This is a genomic window from Trichococcus ilyis (assembly GCF_900109135.1).
GTDB lineage: Bacteria > Bacillota > Bacilli > Lactobacillales > Aerococcaceae > Trichococcus > Trichococcus ilyis.
This window is the reverse complement of sequence record NZ_FNYT01000013.1, coordinates 36,354-48,463: the sequence shown is the minus strand read 5'-3', so window position 1 is coordinate 48,463 and position 12,110 is coordinate 36,354. Positions and strand designations below refer to the sequence as shown.

Below are 12,110 nucleotides of genomic sequence, written 5' to 3'. Positions count from 1 at the left end.
AAGAAATATATGTCAATAAATTCGAATTAGTTGCTGCATCTTTTGTATCGCCTCATTCCGCCATCGTACCAGCTTCCTCCAAATAATTTTCATAAAAAAAAAACAGACAATTCGCTGTCTGTTTGATTTATTTGGAATAAGTTCTTTCATACTTTAAGCGTACTGGCATTTTTCTTCATCATAAAAATAAAATCTCTACAGCTTCGGTTAAAACATCTGCATAACTGTATGATACACGTTCAAATGCATTTTCATTTTGGTCTAGATCAACCACAAATACAGCATGATACGTTTCCCGCAAAATACCTTTTCGTTCCGTCTTGCGTTTGCGTCCTGCTTGCGCAGTCAGCATAACTTTTTGGCCTAAGTGACATTCCAGTTGTTCCTTAATCTGACTCAAATTATCCGGCATTCTGTTTCACCTCACTAAAGAACAGTATAACACAGATAAATTAAATTAACAAGTATATCACAGAGGACGTATGCACGCAACTATGAAACGAATAAAACTTTAAAGAAATCTTACGGACTTTTTTAATCCTTTTTTAGTAAACCTGCAGGACCAAAATTTGAACGGCATCTGCGCCACCTTCCACGCTGAACCGCTGCAACAAGGCGGCGCGGATGCCATCATGAAGGTGGCTGCAAAGGCGAAAACACCAGGCAATCATCCAGTCGATTTTTGATCAACCAAATATTTGGCCAGCGCATTCGCAAGATCCGCAAATTGTTCTATGCTCAAGGTTTCTGCCCGTTTTGAAGGCTCGATGCCGGCCTCTTCAAGACCAGCTGACAAAGCTGCCTTTATCTCTTCCGTTTTTCCGTAGCGGGACTGCAGATTGTTCCAGAGCGTTTTTCTGCGCTGATTGAAACTGGCACGGACCAAATCAAAAAAGAATTTCTCATCCGTAACCTTCACTTTTGGTTCGGCTCGACGCTGCAGCTTCAGGATGGCCGAGTCGACATTCGGTTGCGGAACGAACACAGTCTTTGGAACGATGAAGGCTATCTCAGCTTGCGTGTAATAGTCGATCGCAATGGTCAAAGAACCGTACGCTTTCGTTCCGGGTTTCGCTGTCATGCGCTGCGCCACTTCCTTCTGCATCATCATCACAAATGTATCGATCGGCAAATCCGTTTCGATGAAATTCATGATGATTGGCGTTGTGATGTAGTAAGGCAGATTCGCCGCCACTACCAATCGATCAGCCGGATCAAAATGCTCCTCGATGACTTGCGGAACATTCGCCTGCAGAATATCCTGAAAAATGATTTCGATATTATCATAAGCCGCAAGTTCCGTCTTCAGGATCGGCGCCAACCGTCTGTCCACTTCAAACGCCACTACTTTTTTGGCATCTCTGGCAAGACGCTCCGTCAGCGCTCCGATACCGGGCCCGATTTCGATTGCATTGGTGTTTTTATCGATGCCCGCCGCCGCCAGCATCTTCGTCAAAATATTCGGTTCCACCAAAAAATTTTGGCCCAGACTCTTCTTCATGGTCAGGTGGTATTTTTTCAGGATGGCGTTCGTCCTGCTTGGTGTTGCTATATCCTTATGGTGTTCTAATGCACTCATCTGTTTTCCTCCTCCTGCCGCAATGCGGTCAGGCTATCCTTTTCTTCCAATTCCTGCAAAATGGCCATCATTGCAGCGTTGACATCTTCTTTTCCCAGTTGGAACATGCGCAGACGTTTCAGTAACTGTTTCCCGTTCGTATGTCCGATCCCCAGAGCATCCCCCAGCAATTCGCGGTAGCGCGCTGAGTCCGCGTGACCGACCAAGTGCCATTCGTCCAGAAATTTCCTGTCGATATCGCTTGTTTCCGTTTGCCGTTGCGTATAGACGTTCCGCAACGCTTCCCTGATGATCTCCGGGGAGGCATGCTCGATCCCAAGGCTTCCGCCTTTCGGGGACTGCGCATCCGCTTTCCGCAGGAACGCCTGCTTGACACCGGGAATCCGTTGCACGATTGTTTCGCGGATTTTGCCGCCCGGATAATCCGGATCGGTGAAGATGATGACGCCCCGGGTCGCCTGCGCATGGGCAATCAGCTGCAATGTTTCTTCGTTGATTGCCGATCCGTTCGTTTCGATCGTATCGGCCTCAACCGCTTGTTTGATGCGGTTGGTGTCGTCTTTTCCTTCTACCACTATAATCTCTTCTATTTTCATTCCGTATCCAACCCAAATAATCTATTCGCGTTTTTGGTTGTCTGCAACGCAATCTGCTCAAAGGTCTGCCCGCGCAATTCCGCAATCTTTTCGGCAACGTAGCGAACATAGGCCGGCTCGTTCCGCTTGCCGCGGAACGGGACGGGAGCCAAATAAGGCGCATCGGTTTCAACCAGGAGTCGCTCGATCGGAACGACTCTGGCCACTTCATGGACTTCGGTCGCCTTTTTGAAGGTCACCACGCCGCTGATTGAAATGTGCATACCCAGATCCAAAAACTTCTTCATGTAGTTTACATCCCCGCTGTAACTGTGCATGATGCCGCCGATGTCGCGGACGCCCTCTTCCTTCAGAATGCGGTACGTGTCTTCGATGGCGTCGCGCATATGGATGCTGATTGGCAGCTCCAATTCTTTGGCGATCGCGATTTGTCTCCGGAAAACTTTGGCTTGGACATCATGTGGCGCTGTGTCCCAGTGGTAGTCCAGACCCATTTCACCCATAGCCACGACCTTTTTTTCTTCGAGCAGCGCCATCAGGCTGTCTTCCACTGCAGCAGTGTAGCTCGCTGCTTCTGTAGGGTGCCAGCCGATGATGCTGTAAATTTCAGGATATTGTTCGCTCAATTCGAGTGATTTTTTTATGGTTTCTGCATCGAAGCCCACAACCGCAAATCTTCCGACCCCTGCTTCCAGCGCCCTTCCGATTGCCGCATCCGCATCCTCCGCAAAAGCGTCGACATTCAGGTGAGTGTGTGTATCAAATAATAGTTTATCCATAGTGTCCTTTCCGGTTCCCGCGGGAAGTGTTTTGCTGTGCATTGCCTCCCCTGGTTCTTCCGCAGAGTAAATTGACAAAGGAGTCCGGAACAGGTGTCCCGGCCTCCTTCGAATCCCAAAAATCCTTATGCCACCGTTGAACCGTTTGCTGCCGTTTCAGGTGCGAGTATGACTTGCAGCACACCATCCTTTTCAGCCGAAAGGATCATCCCTTGGCTGATTTCACCCTTCATTTTGCGCGCTTTCAGGTTCGCGACGATGATGACTTTCTTGCCGATGAAATACGCAGGATCCGGATACCATTGCGCGATGCCCGAAAGGATTTGGCGATGGCCTTCATCCCCTGCATCCAAACGGAATTTCAGCAATTTGTCGGCGCCTTCGACTTTCTGGCAATCGATGACCTCGGCCACCTTCAGCTCGACTTTATCGAAATCTTCATATTTGATCTGTTTTTCTTTTTCGGAAGTCAATACGGTTGTTGACGGATCCCACTCGGCCGCGACTGTTTCCTCTTCCGCTGGAGCCGTTCCACCCATTTGTTCCTTGATATAGGCGACTTCGTCTTCTGTAACGAGACGCGGGAAGATCGGCGTACCTTTTTCGACTACTTTCACGTCCGCCGGGAACGTTCCGAAGGCTACGTTTTCCCACGTGCCTTGTTTCTCGAAGTCCAAACCAAGCTGTTCATACATTCTGAATGGTGCCTGCGTCATAAACGGAGACAAGAGAATGCCGACAACGCGCAAGGTTTCCGCCAAATGCGACATAACGCTTCCCAACTCCGCTTGCTTGGATTCGTCCTTCACCAATACCCACGGAGCGGTCTCGTCGATGTATTTGTTCGCGCGTGAAATGAGACGCCAAGCTTCGGACAGTGCCGAACTGAACTGCATGTTGTCCATTTCCTTCACGTAGTTCTCGGTCACTTCCGCTGCCATCGCTTTGAGTTCCGCGTCGAAAGCCGTTTCTTCCGCAAGCGCAGCAGGAATGTTTCCTCCGAAGTATTTGTTGATCATCGCAATCGTCCGGTTCAGCAAGTTACCCAAGTCATTCGCCAAATCATAATTGATCCGGTTAACGTAATCTTCCGGCGTAAAGATGCCGTCGCTGCCGAAAGTCACTTCGCGCATCAGATAGTAGCGCAAGGCATCCAAACCGAAGCGTTCCACCAACATATCCGGATAGACAACATTGCCTTTGGATTTGGACATTTTGCCTTCCTTCATCAACAACCAACCGTGGCCGAAGATTTTCTTAGGAAGCGGAAGGTCCAGAGCCATCAGCATGATCGGCCAATAAATGGTGTGGAAGCGGACGATTTCTTTTCCTACCATATGCACATCGGCCGGCCAATATTTTTGGTAAAGGGAATCATCAGCCGAACCATAGCCCAATGCAGTGATGTAGTTCGCCAAAGCGTCGATCCAGACGTAGACAACGTGCTTCGGATTGCTCTTGACCGGGATACCCCAAGTGAAGGTCGTCCGCGAAACAGCCAGATCCTCCAGACCCGGTTTGATGAAATTGTTGACCATCTCGTTTTTGCGTGATTCCGGTTGGATAAAATTGGGATGCTCGTCGTAATAAGCCAACAGCCGATCCGCATATTTGCTCATGCGGAAGAAGTACGATTCCTCTTTCACCAATTCGACTTCATGGCCGCTTGGAGCGACCCCGCCGATGATTTTTCCATCGGCATCGCGGTATACTTCAGCCAGTTGGGTTTCCGTGAAGAACTCTTCGTCGGAAACGGAATACCAGCCTTCGTATTCGCCAAGATAGATGTCGCCTTGTTCCAATAATTGTTCAAAAATCTGCTGAACAGCCTGAACGTGATTGTCATCAGTCGTGCGGATGAATTTGTTGTTGGAGATGTCCAGACGTTTCCACAGATCCTGCATATCCTGCGCCATGCCGTCCACATATTCTTTCGGTGTGATGCCCAGCTCTGCCGCTTTGTTCTCGATTTTTTGTCCATGCTCATCTGAACCTGTCAGGTAGAACACATCGAATCCCATCATCTTTTTATAGCGTGCCATTACATCGCATGCGATAGTCGAGTACGCATTTCCGATATGCAGCTTACCGCTCGGATAGTAGATTGGAGTAGTGATATAAAATGTATTTTTGTCTTTAGCCACGAATGAGTGCCTCCCTGAATTCTAAGTTCTTTGCGAATGTACGCAACTTACCGTACCATTCTACCACAAAAGTCAAGGATTTGGGGGCGAAATTCGAAACATGCGGTAACACGGCGCCTTCACCGCCACGTTCGGATGCACTCACAAAAAAGCCGCAAGCACATTACAGCTCCCGGCCTCTCCAACTTTATTCAGCATTTGTCACTTATCAGTATAGTTGTAGATTGCATCCCGCAAAAATGCGGCGGCCCCTTTGCCCGAGGCATTGTCATAGTAAGCCGTGAACCGTTCGTCATCGACATACATCTGTGCCAATCCGCGATGCGCTTCCGGCGAGTACGACGGCCAAGTATAGCTCAGCCACTGTTTGTGCAACGCGGCAACCGCCAGCGCCATTTCTCCGTTGGCGTCGCCTGTAGCCATCGCCTCCGTCAGCATCTCCTGCAAGCGCGCCGCTGTATCCTGCATCGCGTCAAAATCAGCTTCGCTCATTCCTACAAACTGCTTTTTGGAAGCCCTGATGGTCTCCTCCCCATATTTTTCGCGGGTTTCCTTTCCATAGCGGTTTTCGTTCTCGTCAAGCAGCTCCCTTTTTAATCCTTCAAACTTTTCTTTGGCGCTCATTTGCTTGCCTCCTCTTTTTTCGTCCAGTGTAGCATCCACTGTCCGGATCAGCAATTCGATCTCTTCCTTTTTCTCCAACAGGGCCTGCCGATGGGCGAGCAGTGCCCGTTCCGCATCATATTCCGGATCATCCATCGCTTTCTTGATCTCTTCAAGCGAAAAGGACAATTGTTTGAAGAACAGAATTTGCTGCAGCCTGCCCACCTCCGCCTCCCCGTAGATGCGGTAGCCGGAGGAACTGGTCCGTTTGGGCTTCAGCAGGCCGATTTCATCATAGAAGCGCAGTGTTCTCGTGCTGACACCGGCCAGCCGGCTCAATTTTTGGATTGTATACTCCATCCGATCCCCTCCGATGATTCCATCATACACCTTGACGCTGCGTCAAAGTCAACCGATTCCCACCCGCTAGATACGAAAAAAGACAGCCCCGGAGGACTGTCTTGTGTTTGTCGGATTATCTCGCAACACGGACGGCGAATGCTGCGCCGGACAGGTTGTAAGAAGAATAAGTGACGGTTTGGCCTGGTGCCGGAGCGTGGATGTATTGTCCGCCGCCTACGTAGATCGCTACGTGATAAGTTGCTCCTCTTGAACCCCAGAAAATCAAGTCGCCGGGTTGTGCTGCGGATACAGCAATCTGCGTGCCGGAATTTTCTTGAGGAACTGTGTAGCCGCCGATTTCGATGCCGTATGCTTCTCTGAAGACATAAGCGGTGAAGCCTGAGCAGTCAAAGCCTGAAGGTGTTTTCCCGCCCCAAACATAAGGAACGCCGATATACTGCGCTGCGATGGAAATAACATCCCCAGTTGGTGCAGACAATGCAGGTGCCGTCACGACTGGAGTGCTGACGACTGGTGCAGCTGGCGCCGGCGTTTCAGCAGGAGTTGCATTTACAACCGGAGTGCTGACAGCTGTTTGGGCAGGAGCTGCCGCCTCGGAGCTTGCCACCGCGCTGCTTGCAGCGATGTCGACGGAGGAAGCAGATTCCTGCGAAGTTGCTTCTGCTGCTGTAGCAGCTACTGTTGTTGTGGCAGCTTCAGCCGCGGCAATGGCAGCAGCCTCTGCGGCAGCTCTTTGATCAGCTTCCTCTTTTTGAGCCAAGAATGCTTGGCGGTCGGATTCGGCTGTTGCTTTTTCAGCAGCCAAAGCAGCCACTGCGCTTTCTTGTTCGATTCTCTTCACTTGCAGATTGCCTTTAAGTTGTTCCAACTCCATGGCCATTGCATTGATTTTGTTTAAATTATCTTCTGTTTTATTTTTCTTGTCTTCAACCGCTTTTTGATCCGCAACTTGCTGTTCTACCAAGTCTTTATTAGCGGAAACCATTTTCGATACCACGTCGATGCGGGACACCAAATCTGTAAAAGATTCTGATGATACGACAAATTTCAAATAGTTCTGGTTGGAACCGTTCACCTGAACGGATCTTGCTTGTTCATCCAGTTGTTCTTCGCGTTGCGCGATGACAACTTGCAAATCGGCAATTTCTTCCTGCAAAGCAACAATTTCATCTTGTGTCTTCACGCGGTTTGCCAACAGCGTTTCTGCTCTGTTCTCGGCTGCGTCGATTTCTGCTGTGATTGCGGACAAATTTTCTTCCGCACTAGTTTGTTTGCTGTCCAATTCGGAAATTTTAGTTTCCTGCTGTTGGATTTTCGTTAAGATTTCATCTGCTTGAGCTGTAAAAGGCGTTACTACACTTGTTGCAAGGATCGTACCTGCTAATGCGATAGCCACTAATTTCTTCTTCAAGTCTAATTCCTCCACTTACATTCGATTGTCTAAGTTATAATCCTTATATATCTTTTAACTTTTTATAGTTTTTCTTAAGATTCATCAACATAATGAATCATACCATAGTTTATTTTTGTTTAAGTCGGTTTCGACGAGTTGTATCCTAACTGTAACAATTCTGTAAAACGGGAAGATAAATGTGTCCGAATCCGCGCTTTCAGTAATATTTCAGGCCTTTTTCCGCTTTGTAACATTTCTGCAACATTACTTTTTTTGTTGTCATAGTTGACATTTAAAGTTTCACTGCGCTATACTTACGGCAATTCACGAATAACACAAAAAGCAATGAAAAAGACAGTAGATACGGGATCTTGTCCTCTAGAGAGTCAGCGGTGGGTGGAAGCTGATGCAAACCCGGATTCGAATTACACTTTGGAGCTTTCTTATGCGCATAAGCGGCCGGCATACGATACATGTCAGAGTGGCAAAGTCTGTCCGTTTCGGATCGGCTCTGCAAGCTGGGTGGTAACACGGTAACGATCGTCCCTGTCCTGACAAGCATTTCTTGTCGGGGCAGGGATTTTTTTGCATGTAAATATTACAAGGAAAGGAACAAACCACATGAATATCATTGAAGAATTGGATTGGCGCGGTGCCATCAACCAACAAACGGATGCGGAAGGCTTGCGGAAACTGACGGAGGAGGAGCAGATCGGGCTGTATTGCGGCGTTGACCCTACCGGCGACAGCCTGCACATCGGGCACTTGATTCCCTTCATTGTATTGAAAAGATTCCAGTTGGCGGGCCACAGACCCGTCATCTTGATCGGCGGCGCTACCGGATCGATCGGTGATCCAAGCGGAAAGAGCGAAGAACGCGTGCTGCAATCGATGGATCAGATTGTCCAGAATGCGAATGCCCTGACTGCGCAAATGAAAAAACTGTTCCTGTCAGACAGTTCGGCGGACATCCGTCTCGTCAATAACTACGATTGGACAAAAGACTTGACTTTGTTGGATTTCCTGCGCGACTTCGGCAAAAATTTCAACATCAATACGATGTTGGCCAAAGACATCGTAGCCAGCCGTCTGGAGACCGGCATTTCCTTTACGGAATTCACTTACCAAATCCTGCAATCCATGGACTTCCTGCACCTCTTCCAGAATGAGGGCGTCAACCTGCAGATTGGCGGTCAGGATCAATGGGGCAACATCACTGCCGGCTTGGATCTGATCCGCAAAAAAGAAGGCGCGGAAGCAAAGGCCTTCGGTTTGACGATCCCGTTGATGCTGAAAGCGGACGGCACTAAATTCGGCAAGACCGCCGGCGGTGCGGTCTGGTTGGACCCGAAAAAGACAACGCCTTATGAATTTTACCAGTTCTGGGTGAACCAGGATGACCGCGATGTCATCAAATACCTGAAATACTTCACATTCCTGACGAAGGAAGAAATCGATGCCCTGGCCGAAAAAGTCGAAACCGAACCGCACAAACGCGAAGCCCAAAAAGTTTTGGCGGCTGAAATGACGCGTTTCGTCCACAGCGAACAGGCCTTGGCGGATGCATTGAAGATCACCGAAGCCCTTTTTACCGGCGAGGTGAAGGAATTGACAGCGGACGAAATCGCTGAAGGCTTCAAAAATATGCCTACTTTCGAATCCGACCTGAAAGAACAGGACTTGGTCACTTGGTTGGTGGACTTGGGCATCGAACCTTCACGCCGCCAGTCACGCGAAGACATCCAGAACGGCGCCATCTCCATCAACGGCGATAAAGTCACCGATTTGGATTTCGTCATCACTGCCGCTAATTCTTTCGAAGGCCGCTTCATCCTGGTGCGCCGCGGCAAAAAGAAATATTTCCTGGTAAAGTTGGTGGCGTGATATGACAAGCCCAGAGATTTTTTCGCGTGAAATGTCACTGCGACTGGAACCTGTGGAAAGCCTGGAGCAGATCAACGAGCTCTCCCGCTTGGCTGACATCATTTGGCACGAATACTATCTGCCGGTCCTCGGACCGGAACAGGTTGCCTATATGCTGGAGAATATCCAGTCCAAAGCCAACATGGAAAAGGATATCGAAATAGGCAAATTGGATTATTTCCTCATCAAAAGCGAAGGCCAATCAGCCGGGTATCTGGCGATTCAGCTTCGGCAGGATAACCTCTTCATCAGCAAGCTTTACTTGCTGAAGGAAGCCCGCGGGAAAGGGTATGCCTACCAAATCATGGAACAAATGGTCGAGCTGGCCAAAAAGGAAAAGAAAAAAGCGCTGGAGCTTACCGTCAACAAGCATAACGAAGGTTCGATCGCATTCTATGAAAAATACGGTTTTGTGCGTACCGAATCCATCGTCTCCCCTATCGGAGGCGGCTTCGTGATGGACGACTATGTCTATCAGTACCCGCTAACGCCAACAAATTGATCCATACAAATAGAGGACAGCTGAACATTAGCTCAGCTGTCCTCTATTTTTCTTGCGTTTCTAATCTGACCACTCTTTCGGGCTCCACATCCGCCCGTCCAGTTCGCCTTGCATCTGCTCTATCCGTTGGTACTGCTCTTGGAACAATTTTTTGGTTTCCTGGAAGAGCGCTTTTTGGCGGTAATCTCTGCTTGCCTCAATCAAACAATCCAGCCGTTCCTGGACCCAATTTTCTGTCTCCATCCATGTCCCCTCGCTTTATCTTCAGCCCAGCTGACTGCCGTCCATCTGCCCCAACGTCCATGCCAAATCATCCAGTTGTTCGCGGTTGTCTTCCATCAAGGAGACCAGCTGTTCCACCAACCTCTGATCCTCTTCGGAAAGTCCGGATTTTCCGACCTTCTGCAACTGGAGTCTGAACCAGTTTTCCGCTGTCTTCAGGCTCGCATCGTTTTCTTTGGACAAGTATTGTTGATAGGCAATCAGCAGTTCTTTCCTTTTGCTGTCGCTCAGATAACCGAATTGCGAAACGACGAGCGTCGGCAGATAGCTCATCCCGCATTTCCTTGCCATCGCCTGATAAGGCCGGGTCAGTTCCGAAATCGTGAACCCTTCCTTTCCACCCGCTTGGTATTCCCTTTCGTTCACTCCAAGAGCCACAATGAGGCCAAATTCTTTCCCTGACAGCCTACTTCTGTCCGGACCATAGGCAAACCCTTCCGTCAGGACAACATCCTGCCATTGCTTCAGCAACGCTGGCGAACTGTACCAATAAAACGGAAATTGGAAAATGATGCGGTCGTACTGGAGCAATTGTTGTTGTTCGGTTTCCCGATCGATCTGCCCATCCGGATACACCGATTCGAGATGGTGCCAGGTCGCTCCTTCAGCAGGCAGGCTTTCCCACAGAAACCGTTGCACGTTCGAATCAGCCAAGGCCGGGTGGCTGACTATCACCAATGTTTGCATCCTTTCACCTCATCCACTCAATCATTCTTCTACCGCATCATAACAAGCTGTCCTGCATAGTTCAAGCCACATGCTCAGTCATCCCAAAACAAAATCCCTTTCTCCGTCATCCGGACGATCCGGAGACAAAGAAAGGGAAATGGGTGTTATAACTTGGCGGTAATGTTCAGCGCTTGCTCTTGCGCTTTCAGGCAAAGCTCTTGTGCTTTGAAGATATGTTCCTGCGTCATCGCATTTTCGGTGCGGTTGATGCAATCCAAAATCATTTCGCCGAAGAACGGGAATCCGACTTCGCCGGTCAACGAATAGTGCTCCTCGCCATCCTTCGTCACCAGGAAGAGGTGGTCGCCTGTCTGTTCCGTCGCAACATTGATGTATTTACGGATTTCGATTGTACCTTCCGTGCCGGTGATGAACGTGCGGCCATCGCCCCACGTCCCGAGTCCGTCCGGCGTGAACCAGTCGACTTTGAAGATGAAGGTCGCGCCATTATCGCCGACCAGCGTGGCATCGCCGTAATCTTCCAGTTCAGGCGTATCAGGATTGTTGTAGTTGCCCACCTTGCTGTGCAGTACTTCGGCATCGGTATTCCCCGTATAGTGGAGGAATTGCTCAATCTGGTGGCTGCCGATGTCAGCCAAAATGCCGCCGTATTGCTCTTTCTTGAAGAACCAATCCGGACGCTTCGCTTTATCGAGGCGGTGCGGTCCGAAGCCGGTCACTTGAATGACGCGGCCGATCCGGCCTTCTTCAATCAGCTGGCCGGCGAAAACAGCACCTTCCACATGCAGTCTTTCGCTGAAATATACCCAATATTTCTTGCCGGTCTCGGCTACGATCCGTTTGGTTTCTTCAAGTTGTTCGAGCGTAGTGAACCCTGTCTTGTCGGTAAAGTAGTCTTTTCCTGCCCGCATGACGCGGTTGCCCAATGCGCTGCGCAGATTCGGAACAGCCGCTGCCGCTACCAGATTGATTTCCGGATCTTCCAGAATCTGCTCCAATGATTCAGCAACCATCACATCCGGGAAAGACTCAAGATAATTCGCTACCTTTTCAGCATCCGGATCATACACATATTTTATGGTCGCACCAGCTTCGATCAGGCCGTTCGTCATGCCGTTGATGTGCCCGTGGTCCAAAGCGGTCACCCCCACATTGAATTGGCCTGGTTCGACTACCCTGTTTATTTTCCCTTTTGGTGCATAGTTCATGCCATCTTTACTGCCCATTATTACGCCCTCCTTCATGATAAGAAAAGG

At 49.4% G+C, this 12,110-nt stretch carries 12 protein-coding genes and 1 other annotated feature; of the genes, 2 read left to right on the top strand and 10 right to left on the bottom strand.

Annotated features, from left to right (window positions below; genetic code table 11):
• Positions 1-178: 178 nt before the first annotated feature.
• The 7 genes from BMX58_RS07815 to BMX58_RS07785 all read right to left on the bottom strand — a co-directional run bounded on the left by BMX58_RS07815 (position 179) and on the right by BMX58_RS07785 (position 7,475).
• The gene (locus tag BMX58_RS07815; RefSeq protein WP_068623407.1) at positions 179-412 is read right to left on the bottom strand and encodes a Veg family protein; all 234 of its coding nucleotides are present in this window, start codon (positions 410-412) and stop codon (positions 179-181) included.
• A 255-nt stretch (positions 413-667) separates the two neighbouring features.
• On the bottom strand, positions 668-1,579 hold the full coding sequence (gene rsmA, locus BMX58_RS07810; protein WP_068623409.1) for a 16S rRNA (adenine(1518)-N(6)/adenine(1519)-N(6))-dimethyltransferase RsmA: 912 nt from the start codon (positions 1,577-1,579) through the stop codon (positions 668-670).
• Positions 1,576-2,175, bottom strand: a complete 600-nt coding sequence (gene rnmV, locus BMX58_RS07805) for a ribonuclease M5 (RefSeq protein WP_068623411.1) — start codon at positions 2,173-2,175, stop codon at positions 1,576-1,578. Before rnmV ends, rsmA begins: the two co-directional genes overlap by 4 nt.
• Positions 2,172-2,954 (bottom strand): TatD family hydrolase, encoded by a 783-nt coding sequence (locus BMX58_RS07800; RefSeq protein WP_068623491.1) that lies wholly within the window; start codon positions 2,952-2,954, stop codon positions 2,172-2,174. Before BMX58_RS07800 ends, rnmV begins: the two co-directional genes overlap by 4 nt.
• 125 nt (positions 2,955-3,079) lie before the next feature.
• Positions 3,080-5,098, bottom strand: coding sequence for a methionine--tRNA ligase (gene metG / locus BMX58_RS07795; RefSeq protein ID WP_068623412.1), 2,019 nt, complete (start codon positions 5,096-5,098; stop codon positions 3,080-3,082).
• A gap of 201 nt (positions 5,099-5,299) precedes the next feature.
• Positions 5,300-6,061: a MerR family transcriptional regulator gene (locus tag BMX58_RS07790; protein ID WP_068623414.1), complete on the bottom strand. Its 762-nt coding sequence runs from the start codon at positions 6,059-6,061 to the stop codon at positions 5,300-5,302.
• A 115-nt stretch (positions 6,062-6,176) separates the two neighbouring features.
• A complete protein-coding gene (locus BMX58_RS07785; protein WP_068623416.1) occupies positions 6,177-7,475 on the bottom strand; it encodes a C40 family peptidase in 1,299 nt (432 codons plus the stop codon).
• 318 nt (positions 7,476-7,793) lie between these two features.
• Positions 7,794-8,008 (top strand) — a binding site (T-box leader).
• 70 nt (positions 8,009-8,078) lie between these two features.
• Between BMX58_RS07785 and tyrS the strand changes: the two genes are divergently transcribed.
• Both tyrS and BMX58_RS07775 read left to right on the top strand, forming a co-directional pair.
• Positions 8,079-9,341, top strand: a complete 1,263-nt coding sequence (gene tyrS / locus BMX58_RS07780) for a tyrosine--tRNA ligase (RefSeq protein ID WP_068623418.1) — start codon at positions 8,079-8,081, stop codon at positions 9,339-9,341.
• Between the two features lies 1 nt (position 9,342).
• Complete coding sequence (locus BMX58_RS07775) at positions 9,343-9,882, top strand: GNAT family N-acetyltransferase (protein WP_084253960.1); 540 nt, start codon at positions 9,343-9,345, stop codon at positions 9,880-9,882.
• Between the two features lie 60 nt (positions 9,883-9,942).
• Here BMX58_RS07775 and BMX58_RS07770 read toward each other — a convergent pair whose 3' ends face one another.
• The 3 genes from BMX58_RS07770 to BMX58_RS07760 form a co-directional block, all read right to left on the bottom strand.
• A complete protein-coding gene (locus BMX58_RS07770) occupies positions 9,943-10,125 on the bottom strand; it encodes a hypothetical protein (protein WP_068623421.1) in 183 nt (60 codons plus the stop codon).
• A 21-nt stretch (positions 10,126-10,146) separates the two neighbouring features.
• On the bottom strand, positions 10,147-10,851 hold the full coding sequence (locus BMX58_RS07765; protein WP_068623423.1) for an NAD(P)H-dependent oxidoreductase: 705 nt from the start codon (positions 10,849-10,851) through the stop codon (positions 10,147-10,149).
• A gap of 146 nt (positions 10,852-10,997) precedes the next feature.
• A complete protein-coding gene (locus BMX58_RS07760; RefSeq protein WP_068623425.1) occupies positions 10,998-12,080 on the bottom strand; it encodes a Gfo/Idh/MocA family protein in 1,083 nt (360 codons plus the stop codon).
• Positions 12,081-12,110 lie beyond the last annotated feature (30 nt).